Here is a 21,106-nt window from a genome sequence, read left to right as displayed (position 1 = left end):
CGCTCAGGCGGCCGCGCGGCGGCCGGGCAGCACCCGGTTCACCAGGCGCAGGCCCTCGGTCCAGGCGAGGGACACGTCGCTGCCGCGCGGTACGAGGAACATCGTCGGGGGAAGCCCCATGACCTTCGACGCGGCGATGACGTTCCAGCTGGTGAGCACCACGTTGCTGATGATCGACGTCCAGCAGGCGCCGTAGACGCCCAGCAGCGGTACCAGCGTCACGAACGCGGTGACGTTCACCACCACGGTCACCACCAGGCCGGTGCTGCGCAGACCAGGCCGCCCGAACGCCGACAGGCTCGCGCCGGTCATGAGGCCCGGCACGCAGATGAGCGCTGACGCGATGAGCATCAACGTCGGTATGAGCGCGGCGGCGAACTGTTCGGTGAACAGCGGCACGATCCAGAACGGCAGGGTCACCGCCAGGCCCCCGCAGCCCACCGCGCCCAGCAGCACGCCCAGGCGTGTGGTGGTGGCCACCTGCACCGGGTCGTTGGAGCGGGCGTTGACGCCCATGAGCGCACCGGCGACAGCGAGCGCCACGAGCAGTGGCAGGTCGGAGATGGTGGACGCCACGGCGTAGAGGCCGAGGTCGTAGGTGCTGCTCAGCGGCACCATGAGCACCTGGCTCACGCGGGAGAGCAGCATGCTGGCCACCGATCCGAACCACACCCGCGCCCCAAAGGACAGCAGCGGTCTGAGCACGCCGTTCGGTTGCTCCTCGGTGGCCTCCGGGTGATGCGCCGAGCTGCGCAGCAGCGGCAGGTAGACCAGGCCCGCCAGGAGCGGCGTCACGGAGGTGACGACGACGGCGGCCAGCGGCGTCAGGTGGCCCATGACGAACAGCACGACCAGGCTGCCGACCCGCAGGGTGATGTTGACGAACGACTCCAGCGCCACCCGGCGCCACAGCTGGTGCCCCATGGCAGCGCCCCGCAGGGCACCGACCGCGAGCAGCGGGATCGCCAGGACCATCCCGACCAGGATGTACTCGCCCAGCTGGGCGTCACCCTTGCTCAACCACGGCAGCAGCCCCCACACCACGGCCAGGCACACGACGCCGACGAGCAGCGACAGCGTGCCGGCCCACGCCAGTGCCACCCGCGTGATGCGCGGGTTGCGCGCGGTGAAGTACGTCAGTGCGTCGGGCAGGCCGAGGGTAGCCACCGCGGTGGCCAGCGCCGCCGGCGCGAGCGCCGCCTGCAGCTCACCGCGGCCGTCGACACCGAGGGCACGCGCGAACAGCGGCTGCGTGAGCAGCCCGGCCAGCGGCACGAGGAAGCTCGAGACGGTCATGAACCCCACGGCGCGCCGCAGGTTCGCGGCGGGCGGAGCCGGCTGCGAGGGCTCCGCGTCGATCTTCGCGCCGCCGCGGGGGTGGCCTCCTTCCGGAGGGTTCGTGGTCTCTCCCGCGGCGTTCGTCACAAATGTGGAGGGTAGGTGCTGTAAGGGACGGCGAGCGTCGCTCTTCAGGAACCTCTCAGCTGGCCCGGCCAGGCGGGTGACGGGGTGCTGAACCCTGTGTGACCAGCGTGTCACCGCCTCATCCCCACGGGACCGCTTGTGCTCCGACCACCTGACCGGGGGCTGCCCGACCTGTCCGGTCTGTGCCAGGCTCGCCGCTCGTGAGCAGGGTGGACGGGATCAGGAGCCGGGTCGGCCGGGCGCTGCACCAGCGCGAGCGGCTCGCGCAGCTGGAGCGCGAGGTGCTGCGCGGCGACGTGCAGCTGCTCACCACGGACGTCTTCGACACCGTGCTGCTGCGAGACCACACCACCGAGGCCCAGCGTCTGGCGGCGGCGGCGCGCCGCGCCGCCCCCGAGCTGGGGGTCGACCCGGGCGCCTTGGCGCGGCTGCGCTGGGAGGCGCACGCGTCGGGGTACCGGGCCGTGTCGATGGAGCGGCCGGACGGCGAGGCGTCGCTGACGATGATGTGCGCCGCGGTGGCCGCCTCCCTCGGGCTGGGAGACGGCGCGGCGAAGACCCTGCACGACGCCGAGCTCGCCGTCGATGCCGAGCACCTGCGGCCCAACCGCCCGCTGCTGGCGGTCTTCCGCCGCGTGCGTGCCGCCGGCGTGCGCGTCGTGGCGGTCTCGGACACCTACTACAGCGAGGACGACGTCCGCTGGCTGCTCGCTACTGTCACCGGCGCCGACCGGACCGGGGGATCCTCCGGTGGCCTCGGCTCGCGTGAGCTCCCGATCGACAGGGTGTACTCCAGCGCCGACGAGGGCGCCACCAAGCACCGCGGCGGGCTGTACCCGCTGGTCGCGCAGCGCGAGAGTGTCGACCCGGCCCGCGCCGTGCACGTCGGTGACCACCCGAGCGCCGACGTGCAGAGGTCACGCGAGGCCGGTTGGACGGCGGTGCACCTACCGCGCGAGGGCGCGTTCCGCGCGGCCAAGATCCTCGGCGGCGCCGCGGCGCTGCCCTCCGCCCTGAGGAGGGCTCGATGAGCACGACGACGACGAGCGCCACGCGCGAGCTGGGCGGGGCGCCCCGGTCCGCCGAGGTGACGCCGGAGTCCTTCGGGCGTGACGTGCTGGGCCCGGTGGTCGCCGAGTTCTGTCTGCGGCTGTGGACGCTCGGCACCCAGCTGGAGCGTCCCGAGGACACGGCCATGCTCTTCTGCGCCCGCGGCGGGCTGCGGATGCAGCTGGCCCACGAGCGCTTCCTTGCCTCCTCGGGGCTACCGACCGCCGTGTCCCTGCGCCCCCTGATGGTCTCCCGGCTCGCGGCGGTGCGCCCCGTGCTGGTCCGCACCCCGCGCGAGGGCCTGGACCACCTGCTGCCCTCGGCCGCCGCTGCGCTGGCCAAGGAGTTCGCCGTCCTCGACCTGGGGGCGGCCGTGAAGGCCCTCAGCGGCGTCGGGCCGGAGCAGCTGCCTGCCGGTGCGGCCGCGCCGCTATCCCAGCCGTTCACGCCGGACGGCCTCGCCGCACTGCTGCGTTCGCCCGACGGCGCGCTCGTGACTGAGGCGCTGGAGGAGCAGGCGGATCTCTTCGTGGAGCACCTGCGCCAGCAGCTCGACGGGCGCCAGCACGCGCTGCTCGTCGACACCGGCCTCTACGGCACCACGCGCGACCTACTCGCGGAGGCCGGGCTGCGGGAGCAGACGAGCTGCGCGCTCATCGCGCGCTCCTTCCGCCCCGGCACCGCCGCCGACCACCGCACCTACGGGCTCTCGGTCACCGCCCACGACTATTCACTGCTGCAGCGGCGCAGCGTGCTGCTGCGCTACTGGCACTTCGTGGAGTGGCTGTTCGAGCCGCCGCTGCGCAGCACGAGCCGCTTCGAGCGCCGCGCCGACGGCCGCGTCGTGGCCGATACCGAGGTGGACGGCTGGGAGGACCTCGTGGTGCCGGCACCGGGCACCCCGTTCGCCGGGGTGCTCGCCTACCTCGACGCCCTGCCGCCCGCACCCGCCGAGAAGGTGGTGCTCGACGCCGACCGTGCCTGGGGGCAGTTGCACCGCGCCGTCGTCCTGCCCACGCCCGACCACGGTTGGGCGATGTCGGTGGAGGCGCGGTCCCACGGTTTCGGCCGCGAGGAGACCTGGACCCAGCCCGAGCAGCGGGGGCTCCTCGAGGTGCTTCGCAGCGACGGCATGTGGCGCGAGGGCGAGGTGGCCAGGTCGGCCACCCCGCTGCGGCTGCCGGTGCTGCTGGCCGTGGAGGCGCTGTACGGCCTGCGCAACGGTTACCGGGCGGTTCGCCGCCGCGCACCCATCGCCAAGCGGTAGACGTCCTCGTGGTCGCGAGCCACCCGCGCGACCGTGAAGTGCTCCGCGCCCGTACGCGAGCGTTCTCGCCACGCCGCCAGCTCGGCGGGGTCGGCCATGAGGCGACGCATCGCCTGAGCCAGCGCCGCCGGATCGCGCGGGGGCACCAGCTGGCCGGCCTTGCCGTGCTCGAGCACCTCGGGCACGCCGCCGACCGTGGTACCGATGAGCGCGCAGCCGGAGCCGCGCGCCTCGGTGGTGGTCAGCGGGCACGGGTCGGCCAGGGACGCGGACGCGAAGATGTCCGCCTGGTCGAGCAGGTAGCGCGGCGTCAGCGTCGTGCCCAGGAAGTGCACGGACTCGGCCAAGCCCAGCTCACGCGCCTGTGCCTCGAGCTTCTCGCGGTCCGGACCCCACCCCACGATGTTGAGGTGCCACTCGGGGTGCTCAGGGTGGACCAGGGCGAACGCGCTGATGATGTCGTCGACGGCCTTGCGGGCGTGCAGCCCTGACAGGGACAGGACGGCGGGTCGGCGGAGATCGCCGATGTCGTCCCGCGGCAGCTCCTCACGAGGGGAGGCATCCGCGCCGTTGAGCACGGTCACGACCCGGTCGGGCTTGAACCCCCGCTGGATGAGCTGCTGGCGCTCGGCCTCGCTCACCGCGATGACCATCCTGCCCAGGCGCATGAGCTTCGAGTGCCCGTCGAAGCTGTTGTGCACGGTGGTCACCAGCGTCGCGCCGATCACCTTGGACACCGGGAAGGCCACCAGCGCCGAGCTCATCATGTGTGCGTGCATGATGTCCGGCCGCGTGCGGGCGGCGAGCGACAGCATCGCCTTGGCGTTGCGGACGATCTCCTTCTTGCCCGTGGGCTCGGGGAGGTCGGTGACATGCACGCCGTGCTTGCGCAGCAGCTCGTCGTAGGAGCCGCGCGCACTGGCGAACCACACCTGGTGCCCCGCGTCGGCCTGCGCGCACGCCAGGTCGACGGCGACGTGCACGTGCCCATTTCCCCGAACCGCGTGCTTGAGCAGGTGCATGATCCTCATGGCGGTTCCTGTCTGGGTTGGGTGCAGGTCGACGCGCGGTCGCCATGATGCCCGCGCGTCCACGGCTGGCACCCCGCCGAGAGGCAGCGCGTGCCGAAGTTCCCCCAAGAGAGGGGGCACCGCGCCCGATCACGTCACCCTCGGTGGATCCCGGAGTGACCTGCAGTGACATCACCCGGCGCGGACCACCCACGGGGGCGAGACCTGCCCGGGGCGCCACGTCGCCACGGTCGTCATCATGGCGCGCTGGTCGGCCTGGAAGTCGTCCACGCCGAGGCTCTGGGCGAACTCCACCCCCCGCTCGTACTCGGCCTCGGCGTCGTACCCGGTGCCCATCGGCGTGAGGTGGCGCACCGTGACGGCGTCGATGAGTCCGCAGCGCAGGTCGGGGCGGCGGAGCGAGGACCAGTACGACTCCAGCCCCCACCCGGTCACCGAGGCGGTGGGCAGCGGCAGGAGCGCCGCGCGGGCGCGCGGCGAGAGCACCACGATCGGCCCGATCTCCACGAAGTGGGTCAGCCGCGCGATGCTCAGGGGCCGCTTCAGGGTGAAACGGTGGCTCCAGAAGCTCGTGTACGAGTGCGACGGGCCGCTGACGTCCAGGCCCGCCGCTGCGGCCACGCGCAGCAGCAGCTGCATCCCGCCCGCAGGCAGGCGCACGTCGTCGTCGGTGATCACCCAGTAGTCGTCCTCGCGCGGGACGGCCCGCTCGAGCATTGCCTCGTGCAGCTCCAGACGCGCTCCGGGGCCGGTGCCCACCGTGCTGGCCGCCAGCTCAGGGGCGCTCTCGTCGAGTGCCCAGCTGCTCCAGCGGGTGCCGGAGGCCAGGCGCTCGTGCTCGGGGCCGGCCAGGGCGGTCACGAGGTCGGCGTTGCGCCGCCGGTAGACACACGTGACGACTGCCGGCGGCGTGGAGGACCGCCGCAGGGCCAGCGGCAGGGACATCGCGCTCGGGTCGAGACGCTCGACCAGACCCGCCGTGGTCACCACGGCGCGGCCCGCGGCGCTGTCGCGGCGCGGCAACAGGGGGAAGGCTCGAGTACCGCTCGGATTCAGGGCGAGAGAGGTAGCCACATGATTCAGAGTGCCCGCCCTCAGCGTCGAAGCGCTGCTTCTGCCTCCAGCGTGGAGTGTCGCGCCGTCGGCTGGTACTGGAACGCGCCCTGGCGGCCCAGGGACTCCACGCCGTAGGCGCGCAGCGCAGCCATCGCCTCGCGTGCTCGTTCGCCGCTGCCGAGTGTGTAGATGGGGTAGGCGTGCTCGAGCACGTGGCTGCCCTCCAGGCGCAGGTCACCGCGCAGCAGACCGTTGGCGGCCACGTGCTCGCGGAAGGCGGCGTCGGCCTGTTCAGCGGTCTGCGCGCCGCGGGAGGAGACCACCTCCACCGCGAAGAACTCCCGCTCCTGCGCGGGGCCGTAGAAGTCGGAGTACACCGTCAGGCGCTTCCAGGTGCCCTCGTGGGAGAAGTTGTAGAACACCGAGGAGTCGAAGCCGCGCTTCCCGGCGAAGCTGTAGAAGAGGGTGACCAGGCGCACCGTGGGCAGCGGCTCTCGCCCTTCTCGCAGGTCGCACAGGTCGAGTGCTACGTCCACGGGAACCGTCGACACCACCCGCGGGGCGCTGAACGCTCCCGCGCCGGTGTGCAGCGTGAACATGCGGTCGCCGTCGTCGTCCCCATGGCCCTGGTCCGTGCGCTCCAGAGCCTTCAGCTCGGTCCCGACGGTGAACGTCACCCCTCGGGCCTCCAGACCGGCGACGACGGGGGCGTACAGCTCCGCGAAGCCCGAGCGGGGCCGCGCCAGCTGCTGGTTGGTGGGGCCCGCCGCGGGGCGGCGACGCAGCGGCTCCAGCACGCGGTTGATGAGGTTGCGCACCTGCGCGTGCTCGGCGATCCACATCATCCGGCTCTGCGCGAACTCGGTGTCGATCTGGTCGGTCGGCACCCCGCAGAACCGCTCCATGTAGCTGCCCAGGCCGCTGCGGTGCACGAAGCGCGGGCCCAGCCAGTGCTCGGCGAAGTCGCGCGCGTTGCGCTGCGGAGCGCGCTTGAGCCGCGCGGACACCGCTGACGCGAGCAGCCGCACGACCTCCACCGGGCCGGCGCGGAGGATGTCGTCACGAGGGGAGAACGGGTACGTGGTCACGGTGCCCTGGGGGTTCAGGCGCAACCACGACGGGTCGATCGGCACGTACAGCGGCAGCAGCTCGGGGAAGTGACGCAGCAGGGGGGAGTCGTCCTGGAACACCAGGCTGCCGATGTCGAACGTGTACGGCCCGATCTCCACATCGAGGTGGTTGCCGCCCGCGCGGGGGTAGACGTCGACGACGGCGATGCGCCGCGCGCCCTGCTCCAGCAGCACCGATGCGGACACCAGGCCGCTGATCCCCGCTCCGAGGACCAACGCGTCGTAGTGGTCGCTTGCCGGCGGTGAGGGCATCGAAGGCATGCGGCGGAGTATGGGCTACTCGCCCCCTGACGGGGGGACCCTTGCCATCAGCCCCGGCGCCAGTCCCCCCAAGAAGGTCAGGGGCACCGCTAGGGTCGCCGCGCCAAGACGTACCGGCAGACCGACCGGTAGACCCACCAGGGGAGTGGCCATGCCCGTGATCGACCTTGCCGACCGTGGCGCCACCGACTCGACCGCTCTCGCGGGTGCTGACGTGGTGGTGGTGGGCTCCGGTCCGTCCGGCACCTCGCTGGCCTCCGAGCTGGCCGGAAGCGGGTTAAGGGTGCTCCTGCTGGAGAGCGGCGCCACCGACCGCACCGACCTCGCAGACGCCCTCGACGTCGTGGAGAGCGTCGGGCGTCCCCGCGCGGAAGACCAGTGGTCGGTGCGCAACCGCGTGCTCGGCGGCTCCTCCCACACCTGGGGTGGGCGCTGCGGCACCTTCGACGAGATCGACTTCGAGCACCGCCCCTGGGTGCCCCACTCCGGCTGGCCGATCGACCCCGCCACCCTGAAGCCCTACTACGACCGCAGCGCCGCCCACCTGGGCCTGGCCGTCGGCTCCGGGTACACCGGCGAGGAGTTCTGGGCGCTCGCGGGCCGCCGCAAGCCACCGGCCGAGGCCGAGCCCGACCCCTCCCAGCTGCTCAGCTACTTCTGGCAGTTCTCCCGCGACCCGCGCGAGAGCTACCCCTTCGAGTACGCGCGCTTCGGGCGCACCGTCACCGAGCGCGTCGGGCCGGAGACCACCGTCGTCCTAAGCGCCACGGTGACCTCCGTGCTCGTGGAGCCGCACGGTGGCGCGGTGCGGGGCGTGCGCGTCACCCCGCCGTCCGGGCAGCCCTTCGAGGTGCTGGCGCGCACCGTCGTCCTGGCCACCGGCGGTGTGGAGAACGCGCGGCTGCTCCTCGCCTCTCGTGAGACCGCTCAGCACGGCGTCGGCAACGACCGTGACCTCGTCGGCAGGTTCCTCATGGACCACCCGCGCGGTCCCGTCGGTGACTTCGACGTCACCACCACCGCCCAGCTCACCAAGCGGTTGGGCCGTTACAACGTGCAGGGCCGCTTCTTCCGCGGCGGGCTGCGGCTCAGCCCCGAGCTGCAGCGCGCGGAGCAGCTGCTCAACGTCAGCGCCTACGTCAACGAGCAGTGGTCCGACGACGACCCGTGGGCCGCCCTGCGCCGTATCGCCGGTGGCCACCCCAGCCCCCGCGAGGTGGCTGCCGTGGCGCGCAACGCGCCGCTGCTCGCCCGCGGTGTCAAGGACTACCTCGTGGAGCGCAACGGCGTGCCCCGCAAGCTCGACGGCCTGGTGTTGCTGGTCATGGCCGAGCAGCGGCCCGACCCCGACTCCCGCATCACGCTGTCGGACGCGCTCGACCCGTTCGGCAACCCGCTGCCGCGCCTGGACTGGCGCATCCACGACGACGAGACTCGCTCCATGAAGCGGATGGCGCAGGTGGTGGCCGAGCAGCTGCCCCGTATGGGCTTGCCCGCGCCGCGCCTGGAGCCGTGGGTCTACGAGGACGGCGAGCTGCCGCCGAGCTTCGTCGACGTCGCCCACCCCACGGGCACGACGCGCATGTCGTCCGACCCGTCCACCGGCGTCGTCGACGTCGACGGCCAGGTCCACGGCGTGGCCGGGCTGTACGTGGTGGGCAGTTCCACGTTCCCCACCGCGGGCCACTGCAACCCCACGCAGCTGGCCGTGGCGATGAGCGTGCGCCTGGCCGACCACCTACGTGCGAGCGTGGCCGTGGCGCCCGAGCTGGCGCCGGCTGAGCATCGCCCGGCGCGCCCCGACGAGACCACGGTGCTCCTCACCGGCGCCACGGGGCGCATCGGCAGGGTGGTGCGCGAAGACCTGCTCGCGCGCGGGTACCGCGTGCGCGCCACGACGTCGCGCCCGGTCGCCGAGGTCAGCGGCGCAGCTGACGGGGCAGGGGGATCGCTCGAGTGGCGCCAGGTCGACCTGCGCACCCTCGACGACGCCACCGCTGACAGCCTGCTCGCAGGCGTGCACGGCGTGCTGCACCTCGCCGCGGAGATCGGCGACCAGGAGGTCATGGAGGCGGTGAACCACCGCGCTACCGGCACCCTCGCACGGGCCGCTGAGCGGGCGGGGGTCGCGTCCTTCGTCTACACGAGCACGGTGTCGGTGTACGGCAGCGCCCGTCGCCGCACCGTCACGGAAGACTCACCGACCCTCACGCCCGACCGTGACGTGCCCGCGGAGTACCTCGCGCTGGCCTATGTGCGCGCCTACGGCCGCACCAAGCTGCTCGGCGAACTCGCGGTCCGCGAGGCAGCCTCGCAGACGCGCTACGCCGTGCTGCGGCCCACCGTGGTGGTCGACGTCCACCAGGTGGCCGAGGTGGCGCGCTGGGGCATCGGCAAGCGCGTCATCGGCGGACACCGCCACGCGCACCACGTGTACGTGCGCGACGTCTCCGACGCAGCCATCTGGTGCCTGGCCCGCGGCCTGGCCGGCCACGGGGCGCCGGGCTCGGTGGAGGTGTTCAACGTCTCCGAGGACGACGCCCCCGGTGCCACCCACGCGTCGTTCCTGCGGGACGCCGCGGGCGTCACCGGTGACCGCAAGCTCCTCCTGCCTCCGGCCCCGGGGGTCCTGGACTGGGCCAACGACCTGCGGCGCTTCAAGGTGCCCGCGCTGGGCAACCCGCTGTGGCGCCTGCGGTTCTCCGGCGACAAGCTGCGCGCCGCCGGGTGGCGCCCGCCGTACGGGATGTCTCGCGCGCGGGCGCTCGCGCTCGCCGAGCTGGCCGCCGAGGCCTCCTGACGGACAGTCGGGCAACGGCGAGCAACGGCGAAGGGCCGGAAGCATCAGCTCCCGGCCCTTCGCTGCGTGTCGGTGTCTCTTGGCGTGACGCGGTGTTGTCACTCGGTGTCGTTACGCGGTGTCGCTGGTGACGGGCTCTCCCGCCGACGAGACCGAAGTCGCCGGGGCTGGATGGTGCTGCGCTTGCGGATGCGGATGCGGCGGCACGATGGGGCCCGTCTGCGGGGCTGGTCCGCGCTGGGCGAGGACCGCGGGTACTCCACGCGGTGGCGTGAGCGGCCGGGTGGCCAGGCGTGCGGCCACCGGCTGTGCGTCCGGCCGTTCGCTGCGCGGCGCCGGCGGCGTCATGTCGCGGTCGGCCCAGGTGAGCTGCGGGGTCTCCGGCAGCACCAGGGGACGGTGGAGGAACCTGTCGTAGAGGTCTCCCACCGCTCTGCCCGCCCGCAGCGACAGCCGGTGCGAGGGAGACTCGCAGACGCGGTGGAACCCTGCCGCCAGCAGCAGGCTCAGCGGGAGGCCCACCACGACAGCGAGGGCCGCTGCCGCGGGGGCCCCGAGCATGGTCGCTACCTGTCCGATGCTCACCAGCACCGGCACGTGGACGAGGTAGAGGCTGAAGGAGATCTTGCCGAGCCACGCCACGGGCCGGCTGGCGCCGAAGCGGACCACCGGACCCGCCCCGAGGAACAGCAGGAACACCCCGACGGCGGCGACGAGCCCCGCGAACTTCGTGAGGTGCACCTGCGGCGCGAGGTAGGTCACTTCAAGCAGGGCCACGGCGACGACGGCCACCGTGATCCAGCCGACGCGACCCCACGACTCCACACGCTGGCGCAGTGCCTCTGAGTGGACGGCCGCTACGGCACCGATCGCGAACATCGACAGGTAGAACAGCGCCTGCACGTCCAAGTGGGCGAACGCCGCGGTGGCGAGCGCCAGCAGACCTGCGGCCAGCCACCAGACACGGCGCGTGATCCGGGCGAACAGCACGTACGCCGGTAGGGCGAGGGAGAAGAGCACTTCCCATCGCAGCGACCACAGCGGGCTGTTGAGCCAGGTGTTGCCCGCTACCAGCGTGAGGTCTTTCACCAGGCCCGCGGCCGTGACCGGCTCCGCGTGCCCGTTGAGCCACCAGCTGGCGCCCTCGTGCACGGTGCGTGGCACCAGCGTGACCGCGAGGAGAGCGAGCACGAGGCTGGCCGCCACCGGCAGGTAGAGCCGCACGAGCCGCCGCGGGTAGTAGACGACCCAGGTGCGCAGTGCCGGACGTGCCCCGTTGACCAGGGGCAGGGCGAGGACGAAGCCCGAGAGGACGAAGAAGACGTAGACCGCTTCTTCGCCGGACCACAGCACGTGCAGCGGCGTCTGTGCGAGCACCCAGGGGGTGCCTGGGGCCGGGTCAGGGCCGTAGGGGCGTCCCAGCGAGGGGACGATGACGGCTGCGTGGAACAGCACCACCACGAGGGCGGCGAGGCCACGCAGTCCGTCGAGCGCCGGCAGTCGGGGAGTTCTGCCGGCGGGGTTCATCCGGCGGCGGCCAGCTGGCCGGGAGCGGCGGCGGTGGGGATGCCCAGCGGGTGACGGCGAGGACGGGGCACTGCCGGGCCCTGCAGCACCCGGTCGACGACGGCGCCCATGCGGGCGCTGAAGCTGGCGCGGGAGAAGGTCTCGGCGTGGGCGCGGATCTTCGTAGAGTCGTACGCAGAGGGCTCGAAGTCGACCAGGGCCTGCGCCCACGCATCGACCTCGGCGGTGGCGTCGTCCATCACCGGGGTGACGAGCTCACCGGTGACCCCCGGACGGATGGTGTCGAGCGTGCCGCCCTCGCCGATGCCGATGACGGGAGCGCCGCAGGCCTGAGCCTCCACCGGCACGATGCCGAAGTCCTCCACGCCGGGCATGAGCAGGGCGCGGCAGCGGCGGAAGAGGCTGCGCAGCTCGTCGTCGCTGACACGCCCGACGAACGTGGTCTCCGGGCCGGCCAGCGCTTTGACGTGCTCCATCGCTCGGCCCTCGCCGGCCACGATCAGCTTGACGCCGGCACGGGCCGCTGCCTGGATGGCCAGGTCGGGGCGCTTGTAGGGCACGAGACGCCCGGCGAGGAGGAAGAAGTCCTCACGGGGCGTGCGGTGGTCGGGGCGGTAGTAGTCGGTGTTCACCGGGGGAGCGACCACCTCGGCCTCACGGCCCCACCAGCGGCGGATGCGGTCGGCCACGAACGAGGAGTTGGCCAGCATCGTGTGCACGTGCTGGGCGGCCTCACGGTCGAACGGCTTGAACGCTGCCGAGAACGCCGCCAGGCCGGCGGCGCCCAGGCCACCGCCCTCGGCATTGCGCATCGAGGACTCCCAGATCCAGCGCGCCGGGGTGTGGACGTACGCCACGACGGGTGTGGAGGTGCTCATCGCTACCTGGGTGGCGAAGGCGTGGTGGGAGGCAATGACGACGTCGGACTCGGGCAGGCGCAGGGTGCGCATGGCCACGGGCAGCGCCGGCAGGAGGTGGGCGTAGGTGCTGCCGCGCAGGAGGCGACTCAGCGGCGTGGTGGTCAGCCGGAGCTCGAGGTCGGACGGGAGCACCCCGCGACGCCCCACAGGAGCCAGCAGCGGAGCGGAGGTCCAGCGACGGGCAAGCGCTTCGACGACGGCCTCGGAGCCGGCGTACTCGGTGAACCGTTCATGGACGATCGTGGCGCGCGGCTGCTGCGACATGCGAGCACCTTCCGGGGTAGACAGGTGGGACCTGACCTCGAGGCGCGCAGCCCTCCCCCCTGGCGCGAAGGCCCCCCGGGGAGCTTCTTCGCGCCAGCCCACGGACCCTAGGAGGGAAGTGGACGGTCCCACTATGGCGTAACTCCAGGGGCAGCGGGAATGCCCACAACGAGTGAACGTCCGTTTTGCCCCTTTGGTATCAGCGTCTGGTATTAGCGCTCTGCGCGGAGAAACACAACATTCACCTGCGGTTCACGCGCGGTGCAAGACCACCTTCACGGTGTCCTCGGCGACCTCGTCCCAGGTGCGGACGGCGTCGGCGGGTCGCCCGCGACGCGCGGTCCCCGGGGCGAGGTGGGAGGCGATCGCCGTCGCCCAGCCGGCCACGTCGAGCGCCGGGACGTGCAGCGCGCGGTCACCGCTGACCTCGACGAGTGCCGGGTCGGTGCTGGTCACCAGCGAGGCGCCCAGGTCCAGGGCCTCGACGGCGGGCAGCCCGAAGCCCTCGACGAGGCTCGGGGCGAGCACCACCGCGGCGTTCTCATAGCACCAGCGGAGGGCGGCGTCGTCGATGCCCTGCAGCTGCACCAGGTGCCCGGAGGCGACCAGGGCGGCGCGGTCGGGTCCGTAGGCCTCGGTGCCCCACGCGGGCGGACCGACCAGCGCGAGCACGGCGTCGGAGTGTTCCGGGTGCTCGCGCAGCGTCCGCGCCCACGCGGACACCGCGGTGGCGACGTTCTTGCGCTGCGTGGTGTCACCCACGATCAGCCCGAAGCGCTTGCCGGCGAGCTGGTCCACCGGCGTGGGGTCGGCCTCGAGCAGGGTGGGGCTGGTGGCCGAGAGCACGACGGCGGCGCGGTCGGCGACCTGCGGGTGGTGCGCGAGCAACCGGTCGCGTGTGGCGCCGCTGACGCAGATGAGCGAGTCGGCCTGGCGGATGGACGCCGCGTAGGGGCGTTGCAGCAGCACGCGCTTGGCCGGCGGGAAGTCGGCGGGCCGGTCGGCGAGGATCATGTCGTGCACCGTGAGCACCGTCTTGGCGGTGAAGCCGGGGGCGCGGGAGGGCACGAGGTGCTTGGAGCCGTGGACCACGTCGAAGGAGTCGCGCAGGGTCCAGCCCAGCAGGTACCTCTCGTACGGGGGCAGCAGTGGGCCGGCGCGACCGTCGAGGACGGCGGGGACGGCGTGCACTCGCGCCGGCCCGCCCACGAGCTCGGCGAGGGGCTCGGCAGCGGCGGCGGAGGTCAGCAGGTGCACCTCGACGTCGTCGCGACGCTGCAGTGCCCGCGCCACCTCCACGGTGTACCTCACGATGCCGCCCAGGCGGCCCGACGCCGGCACGTGGGTGGCCATGACGAGCCAGCGGGGTCGGGACGCGGAGACGGTCACGGGGGCAGTGCCTACCACGCCGACTTGGCCCGGGACCGCCGCGCGGCGCAGAAGTAGGCTCACGGCCCATGGAGTTCCGGCGCATCCAGGGCCTGCCCCCGTACGTGTTCACCATCATCGACGGACTGAAGCAGCAGGCGCGCCGGGCCGGTCGTGACGTCGTCGACCTGGGCTTCGGCAACCCCGACCTGCCCTCCCCGGCCACCGCCGTGGAGAAGCTCGCCGAGGCCGCGCACAACTCCCGCAACCACCGCTACTCCTCCTCACGCGGGCTGCCAAAGCTGCGCGAGGCCGTGGCCGCCCTCTACCAGCGGCGGTTCGGCGTCCACCTCGACCCGGACACCGAGGTCATCAGCACCATCGGCGCCAAGGAGGGCTTCTCCCACCTCATGTGGGTGCTGCTCCAGGCGGGAGACGCCGCGCTGGTGCCGTCGCCGTCGTACCCGATCCACATCTGGGGGCCGTACTTCGCCGGGGCCGACGCCCGGCAGGTGCCCATCGGCCCGAAGGGCCCGGACGGCGAGGCGCACGACTACGTCGACAACGTCATGCAGGCGTGGGAGTACGGCTGGCCGAAGCCGCGCGTCGTCGTCCTGTCGTTCCCGCACAACCCCACGACGGCCGTCGTGTCCAAGGCCGACCTGCAGCGCCTTGTCGACTGGGCGCGCGAGCGCGACGTGGTGCTCGTGCACGACTTCGCCTACGCCGACACCACCTTCGACGGATGGAAGCCCCCGTCGATCATGGAGTGCGAGGGCGCGAAGGAGGTGGCCGTCGAGCTGTACTCGATGACGAAGTCGTACTCGATGGCCGGCTGGCGCGTGGCGTTCCTCGTGGGCAACCGCGAGGTGGTCGCGGCGCTCGCCAAGCTCAAGAGCTACCTCGACTACGGCACGTTCCAGCCGATCCAGATCGCGGCGACCGTGACCCTCAACGAGGAGCTCGACTACCCGCAGTGGACCTCGTCGGTGTACGAGTCGCGCCGCAACGCGCTGGTCGAGGGGCTGGATCGGGCGGGTTGGCCGCTACCCAAGCCCAAGGGAACGATGTTCGCCTGGGCGCGCATCCCCGAGCCGTACGCGGAGCTGAAGTCCATCGAGTTCGCCAAGCTCATCGTCAACGAGTGCGACGTGGCGGTCTCGCCCGGTGTCGGCTTCGGGCCGCAGGGTGATGACTACGTCCGGTTCGCGCTCATCGAGAACGAGCAGCGCATCGCGCAGGCCGCCCGCCAGCTCAAGCGAGGCCTCGTCAAGCTCGACTGACCCTCCGTGATCATGGGCGTTCGCCACCCTGGTGACGCGCCGGGTCCGGCGAAGCCGCCCGCACGGGGGCCTTGCCGGACAGACTCGTCAGGTGCCCCGCTCCGCTTCCGCGCATCCTGCACGCGCCCGTGCAGGGGTGCGATCCCGCCTGAGGAGCGCCGCGGTGGCGCTCGGCGCGCTCGCCCTGGTGGGCCCCAGCGCGATCGGTGCGACCGCCGCCACGGAAGCCCCCGCCTCCACCCGCGGCGCCCTCACCAGCAGCTCTTCCGCCGCACCCGGGGCGTCCGCCGCGGCTCTCCTCGACGGCGACGTCCCGCACCGTGCCCTGGGCGCCGAATGGTCGGCCGCGGCCGGTGACGGCGCCCCGTGGGTGCAGCTGAGCTGGCCGGAGGCCCGCCGCATCGCGAGCGTGCAGGTCTTCGGCTCCACCGCCGACGCCACCGACCCCACCCAGCCGAACGCCGCAGCGCTGTACGGCGTGATCCGCTTCTCCGACGGCTCCTCGCTACCGGTCTCCGGCATCGCCGCTGGCGGTGCCATGCCCACCACGGTGGCGTTCGCGCCGCGCGCCACCACTTCGGTGCGCCTGGAGCTGCGCCGCCAGGTGTCCGGCGCGCCGGTCGCCCTGCGTGAGCTCACGGCGTATGCCGTCGGCAGTACGCCGCCCCGCTGGGACGCGCCCGCGAGCTCGCCGACCTACGCGGTCACGCCGCCGCGCGCCGGCTGCTCGTCGTCGTCCTCGGAATCAGGGAGGGGGACGACGACGGCGAGCGTCGCGCCCGTGCTGCCGGACCGGCTCAGCCTCGCCTGCCCCACGCCGGGGTCGAGCACCGGCGTCACCGCCACGGTGGTGCTCAACGCCCCGGCGGGTGCCGCGGTGTCGGTGTGGGCCGCGACCGCCGCCAGCTCGTCGCTGCAGGCGCCGCTGCGGCGGGTGGCCACCGCCACCGCCGACGCCTCCGGGCACGCGGTGCTCACCGCCGACGTCAGTGCCCTGCCGCGCGGTCCGTATGCCCTCAAGGCCACCGCCACCAGCTCCGCCGGCCGGCCCCTGCAGCCGCTGTACGTGCAACTGCTCAAGGACACCGGCGCTGCCGCCCCGCACGGCACCGACGACCACGCCCCCGCGGGCATGACCCTGCAGTACAGCGACGAGTTCACCGGTCCGCTGTCGGCCACGCAGAGCGGCTGGGGGGCGCAGTACGCCGCCATCAAGCCCGAGCCGGGCGGCGGGTCGCAGTTCGGCAGCGCGCTGTTCGCCGACCCGGCCGACGGCGCCAACACCCTGGCCACCGTGCCCGGCGGCTTCCTGCGGGTGCGCGCCCAGCCCATCGGCTCGCTGGCCCCGAAGGCCACGTGGGGCCAGCCGCACGCCGCGGGGATCCTCTCCTCGCAGCGGTACGGCGGCAGTGGGTTCAGCGCCCAGCAGGGCTACTTCGAGGCGCGGATGCTCGGCGCACCCGGTGCCGGCGCGTGGCCGGCGTTCTGGATGCTCAACTCCGAGAGCGGTACCCCGCGCTCGGACGGCAAGACCTCCGGCGAGCTCGACGCCATCGAGATGTACGGCCACAACCCCACCGGCGGCTGCCACACCACGCACGCCTTCGGTGCCCCGAAGGGCAGCGACGGCAAGCTCGACTGTCGCTGGGACTACGGCCGCGGCTTCGACTGGGCAGCGCAGTGGCACACCTACGGCGTGCAGGTGATGCCCGACGGCTCGGCGAGGTTCTTCGTCGACGGGAGGCAGACCGCCCACCTCGACCAGCTCGGCCTGGCCGACCAGCCGTTCTTCTTCCTCCTCGATCTTGCGACCGGGGGCGGCTACGACGTCGACCTGGCAGCCACCGGGCAGGTCAGCGACCTCTACGTCGACTGGGTCCGCGTCTACACCTGAGTCCAGTTGCCCGGCCTCGCTACGTCAGCCCTCCCCGCCGGCCGGGCGGCTAGATCTGTGGTGACAACGGACGTGCAGAAGTCGGCCGAGGCCGGCTCTGCGTGGCGTGTCGCGAGGTTGTGCACGTCCGTCGTCACGGAGGCAGGTGGCGGTCGGGCAGCCGGAGGCACAGGGGAGCAGCACCACAGGCGCCCCAGCGCGCGTGATCATTCGCTAACCTCTGCCTCCGCCCGGACCAGAGGGGGCCATGCGTGGACGTCGGTGACCACTTCGCGTCGTACCGGCTGGAGTCTGTGCTGGGCCGCGGTGGCATGGGCGTGGTGTACGCCGCCCACGACACCGTCCGCGGACGGCGGGTGGCGCTCAAGGTGCTGGCCCCCGAGCTCTCCGCCGACGACGAGTTCCGCCGTCGGTTCCGGGACGAGGTGCGCACGGTCACCTCGCTGACCCACCCGCACGTGGTGCCGGTGCACACCTTCGGCGAGGTCGACGGCCGGCTGTACCTGGACATGGCCCTCGTCGAGGGTCCGACCCTGTCGTCCGTGCTGGCCGCGGGCCCGCTCACGCTGTCGCAGACCGTCGACGTCGTCGAGCAGATCGCCGAGGCACTGTCCGCCGCCCACGCCCGGGGCCTGGTGCACCGCGACGTCAAGCCCGGCAACGTGCTCATGGCCCGGGGACGACGTGACCACCTCTACCTGTGCGACTTCGGCCTTGCGCTGCCCGTCGCCCCGGGCCAACGCAGCGGCATGCGGGTGGGCACGGTGGCGTACATGCCGCCCGAGCAGGCGGCCGGTGGCCCGATCGACGCCACCGCCGACGTCTACACCCTCGGCGCGCTGCTCTTCCACTGCCTGACCGGCCACCCTCCGTTCCAGGGCGCCACGCGGGCCGACGTGCTCGACGCGCACCGCCTGACCCCGGTGCCGCCCCTGCCGGCCCCCAGCGCCGACACCACCCCTCACGAGCGCGACGACCTCTCCGACCCCGCCGTCCGCCACGCCCTCGATGCGGTCGTCGCCACCGCCATGCACAAGGACCCGGCCCACCGCTTCCGCACGGTGAGACGCCTGGCCGACGCCGTCCGCGCCGCAGCCGCCGGCATCGTGCTGGATGAAACAGAGCAGGACGACGACGGCGACGGCCGCGCCCGTGCGGCTGCGCCGAGCATCCGGTTCTTGCAGGCAGGCCCCGCCCACCGGTCGGCCAGCGGGGCCGGCGAGCCCACCGAAGCCACCGAGCCCACCGAAGCCACCGAAGCCACCGAGCTCAGCGAGGTTTCGCCCGCCCCGCAGCCCCTGACTACCCCGCAGCCCCCGAACACCCCGCCCGCGTCGGCACGTTCCCTGCTTGGCCGCGCCGAGGCCGTCAGCGAGGTCACCGAGCTCCTGCTCAGCGAGCGCCTGGTGACGCTCGTCGGTCCGGGTGGTGTCGGCAAGACGCGTCTCGCGCAGGAGGTGGTGGCCCGCGCTGAAGGTGGCGCGGCGTGGTTCGTCGACCTCACCGCGGAGACCTCGGCAGAGCGCGTGCCCGGGCTGATCGCGGCCGCCGTCGGGCTGGAGGTCTCCGGCGCCGACGTGACGGCAGCGCTTGCCGGCTGGGCCGCCTCCCAGCGTGGCCTGCTCGTGCTCGACAACCTGGAGCAGTTGCTCCCGCAGGTGGTCGCCGTCGTCGACGTCCTCCGCGGCGGACCGGAGCTGCGAGTCCTCAGCACCTCCCGTGAGCCGTTGGGCCTGCGCGGTGAGGTGGTGCACGCGGTCGAGCCGCTGCCCGTGCCCGCGCGGCAGCGATCCGCGATGCAGGGCGACGCGAGTGCAGCCGACGTCGAGGCGCTGGCCCGCGTGCCGTCGGTGGCCCTGTTCGTGCAGCGAGCGCGGGCGGCGCGCAGCACGTTCCGGCTGACGGAGCGCAACGCCCGCGCTGTCGCCGAGATCTGCTCCCGGGTCGACGGGTTGCCTCTCGCGCTGGAGCTGGTGGCGGGGCACAGCCGGGTGCTGTCGCCGCAGGCGTTGCTGCTGCGGCTCTCCTGGGCGCTGGGCACGCCGCCGCTGGCGGCGCGGACGTCGGCGGAGCGTCAGCAGACCCTGGCCGCCACGTTCGCGTGGTCGTACGACCTGCTCGGCGAGTCCGAGCGCCAGCTGCTGCGCGTGCTGTCCGTCTTCCCGGGCACCTTCACGCTGGACGCCGCCGAGGCTGTCGCGTCGATGGGGGAGCCCGGGCGCGTGGTCGACGTGCTCGCCTGGCTCGTCGAGCGCAACCTCGTGCGCGCCCACCTCAGCGGGGAAGACGACGACGGCGACGGCGCCGCCGATGCAGCGGAAGACCGCTACAGCCTGCTCGTGACCACCCGCGAGTTCGCTGCGGAGCGGCTCGAGGCTGCCGGCGAGGCCGCGGCCGTCCGCGCGCAGTTTGCCGCGCACTACGTGCGCGCGGTGACGTTGCCCGAGGGGCGCACGCGGGAGCAGGCCCTGCGGGTGCGAGGCCTGGCCAGTCGCGAGCTGCACAACCTCCTCGCGGCCCTGGCGGTGGCGCGAGACGCGGATGACCGTGACGCCGAGTTGATGCTGCTGCAACCGATCATCATCGAGCTGCTCCAGCAGTGGCGTCCGCTCGACGTGCTGTCCCTGGTCACCGACGTGCTGAGCCGGCCCGGTGGCCCGCTCGCGGCGCGCCTGTGGTGCTTGACCGCGGCGGAGGCGGCCGCCTTCAACGCCGGGCTGTGGGAGCACGCCGCCAGCTGGCTGGAACGCGCCGACACCGAGCTCACCGCTGCGCTGGCTCAGGCGGACGGCGAGGAGGTGGACGCCAGCGCCGTCGTCGACCTGCGCATCGCCCAGCTCGGGTACGCGACCACCGTCGGCGACGCGCGGGCAGCCCTCGCCGACGTGCGCCGCCTTCTCGACGGGCCTGCCGAGCGGTTCCGGCACACGCCGCTGTGGGCGCTGGAGGGACAGCTGGTGGTGATCAGCGGGATGGTCGCCCCCGCTGACCCCGACTGGGTCGTCACGTTCCTGCGTCGTCAGCTGCGGACGTCGCAGGACCCGCGCGCCCGTGGGTGGATCTTCATCAACCTCGCCGAGGTGCTGCTCAGGGCGGGGAACCCGCGCGAAGCGCTGACCGTGCTCGACAGCTTCGACGCGCTGGACGGCGCCGATGCGCCGGCGGAGTCGCTGCGCGTCTACCGGACCACGCTCGCCGCCCAGGCACACATGGACCTCCGCGACTGGGCGACGGCCCACCGGCTCCTCGACGAGGGCGAGGCGCGCGCAGCGCAGGCACAGGTGCAGTCGCAGGTGGAGTCGTGCCAGTTGCGGCGGGCCCGTGCCCTGCGCGCACAGGGTGAGCTTGACGCCGCCCGCGGGGCGCTCGAGCGGGTGCAGCTCCCGCCGGACGGCGATGACGGCGTCGCTGGGCACGCCATGGTCCGCCACCTCGAGCGGGCCCGGATCGCCCGGCTCACCGGAGATACCGAGAGCGCCGCCGCAGCTCACGGCCGTGCCTGGAAGGAGGCCGTGACGCTGACCATCTCCTCCCACGACGAGTACGTCGAGGCGTGGATGGAGGGGGTGGCGCAGGCGGTCGGCTCGCGGCCCGAGGTCGCCGCGGTGCTGCTGGGCTCGGTGCTCGGCTACACCGAGGACTTCATGCCGCAGGAGGAGCCGGTCCCGCCGCTGGTCGACGCACTGGAGCAGGAGCTGGGCGCAGAGCGCGCGCAGCGCCTCATCGCCGCAGGTCGGCAGGTGAACGCGCCGCGCGAGCCCGACTGGCAGGACGTCGTCGCGCGGGCGGCCGGCGCCGTCGTCTAGCGCACCCGGTTGACGAGTGCGCCC

The 21,106-nt window shown here is 73.0% G+C and carries 13 protein-coding genes; 6 read left to right on the top strand and 7 right to left on the bottom strand.

Translation table 11 applies throughout. The features are described 5' to 3' along the window. Window positions 1-3: 3 nt before the first annotated feature. Window positions 4-1,425 carry a lipopolysaccharide biosynthesis protein gene (locus tag BXY45_RS04910; protein ID WP_109773210.1) on the bottom strand — a complete coding sequence of 474 codons (1,422 nt, stop codon included), beginning with the start codon at window positions 1,423-1,425 and terminating at the stop codon, window positions 4-6. A 200-nt stretch (window positions 1,426-1,625) separates the two neighbouring features. Here BXY45_RS04910 and BXY45_RS04905 point away from each other — a divergent pair, with 200 nt between their 5' ends. Both BXY45_RS04905 and BXY45_RS04900 read left to right on the top strand, forming a co-directional pair. Continuing rightward, on the top strand, window positions 1,626-2,456 hold the full coding sequence (locus BXY45_RS04905; protein WP_146211079.1) for a hypothetical protein: 831 nt from the start codon (window positions 1,626-1,628) through the stop codon (window positions 2,454-2,456). Continuing rightward, on the top strand, window positions 2,453-3,742 hold the full coding sequence (locus BXY45_RS04900; protein ID WP_109773208.1) for a hypothetical protein: 1,290 nt from the start codon (window positions 2,453-2,455) through the stop codon (window positions 3,740-3,742). The genes BXY45_RS04905 and BXY45_RS04900 overlap by 4 nt, the downstream gene beginning before the upstream one ends. Here BXY45_RS04900 and BXY45_RS04895 read toward each other — a convergent pair. From BXY45_RS04895 to BXY45_RS04885, 3 genes are all read right to left on the bottom strand, one after another. Continuing rightward, window positions 3,700-4,773 carry a glycosyltransferase family 4 protein gene (locus tag BXY45_RS04895; RefSeq protein WP_109773207.1) on the bottom strand — a complete coding sequence of 358 codons (1,074 nt, stop codon included), beginning with the start codon at window positions 4,771-4,773 and terminating at the stop codon, window positions 3,700-3,702. The two genes, BXY45_RS04900 and BXY45_RS04895, sit on opposite strands and share 43 nt — an antisense overlap. Before the next feature lie 171 nt (window positions 4,774-4,944). Further along, complete coding sequence (locus BXY45_RS04890) at window positions 4,945-5,847, bottom strand: hypothetical protein (protein WP_146211078.1); 903 nt, start codon at window positions 5,845-5,847, stop codon at window positions 4,945-4,947. Between the two features lie 20 nt (window positions 5,848-5,867). Then, window positions 5,868-7,220, bottom strand: coding sequence for an FAD-dependent oxidoreductase (locus BXY45_RS04885; protein ID WP_109773205.1), 1,353 nt, complete (start codon window positions 7,218-7,220; stop codon window positions 5,868-5,870). Between the two features lie 151 nt (window positions 7,221-7,371). On the opposite strand from BXY45_RS04885, the gene BXY45_RS04880 reads away from it, so the two are divergent. Then, a complete protein-coding gene (locus tag BXY45_RS04880; RefSeq protein WP_109773306.1) occupies window positions 7,372-10,020 on the top strand; it encodes a GMC oxidoreductase in 2,649 nt (882 codons plus the stop codon). 111 nt (window positions 10,021-10,131) lie between these two features. Here the strand turns inward: BXY45_RS04880 and BXY45_RS04875 are convergent, their stop codons facing one another. The 3 genes from BXY45_RS04875 to BXY45_RS04865 all read right to left on the bottom strand — a co-directional run bounded on the left by BXY45_RS04875 (window position 10,132) and on the right by BXY45_RS04865 (window position 14,120). After that, complete coding sequence (locus BXY45_RS04875) at window positions 10,132-11,547, bottom strand: acyltransferase family protein (protein ID WP_109773204.1); 1,416 nt, start codon at window positions 11,545-11,547, stop codon at window positions 10,132-10,134. Further along, window positions 11,544-12,731: a glycosyltransferase gene (locus tag BXY45_RS04870; protein ID WP_109773203.1), complete on the bottom strand. Its 1,188-nt coding sequence runs from the start codon at window positions 12,729-12,731 to the stop codon at window positions 11,544-11,546. The genes BXY45_RS04875 and BXY45_RS04870 overlap by 4 nt, the downstream gene beginning before the upstream one ends. 252 nt (window positions 12,732-12,983) lie before the next feature. Next, window positions 12,984-14,120 (bottom strand): glycosyltransferase family 4 protein, encoded by a 1,137-nt coding sequence (locus BXY45_RS04865; RefSeq protein WP_211319237.1) that lies wholly within the window; start codon window positions 14,118-14,120, stop codon window positions 12,984-12,986. Window positions 14,121-14,188: 68 nt separating this feature from the next. Between BXY45_RS04865 and BXY45_RS04860 the strand changes: the two genes are divergently transcribed. From BXY45_RS04860 to BXY45_RS04845, 3 genes are all read left to right on the top strand, one after another. After that, entirely contained in the window at window positions 14,189-15,382 is a 1,194-nt protein-coding gene (locus BXY45_RS04860) for an aminotransferase class I/II-fold pyridoxal phosphate-dependent enzyme (protein WP_109773202.1), read from the top strand. Window positions 15,383-15,545: 163 nt separating this feature from the next. Beyond that, window positions 15,546-17,276, top strand: coding sequence for a glycoside hydrolase family 16 protein (locus BXY45_RS04850; RefSeq protein ID WP_170131316.1), 1,731 nt, complete (start codon window positions 15,546-15,548; stop codon window positions 17,274-17,276). Window positions 17,277-17,527: 251 nt separating this feature from the next. Continuing rightward, entirely contained in the window at window positions 17,528-21,082 is a 3,555-nt protein-coding gene (locus BXY45_RS04845) for a protein kinase domain-containing protein (protein ID WP_109773199.1), read from the top strand. Window positions 21,083-21,106 lie beyond the last annotated feature (24 nt).

Source organism: Quadrisphaera granulorum, assembly GCF_003149145.1.
GTDB classification, from domain to species: domain Bacteria; phylum Actinomycetota; class Actinomycetes; order Actinomycetales; family Quadrisphaeraceae; genus Quadrisphaera; species Quadrisphaera granulorum.
Note: the sequence above shows the minus strand (reverse complement) of the source record. Positions and strands in the feature narration are given on the sequence as shown.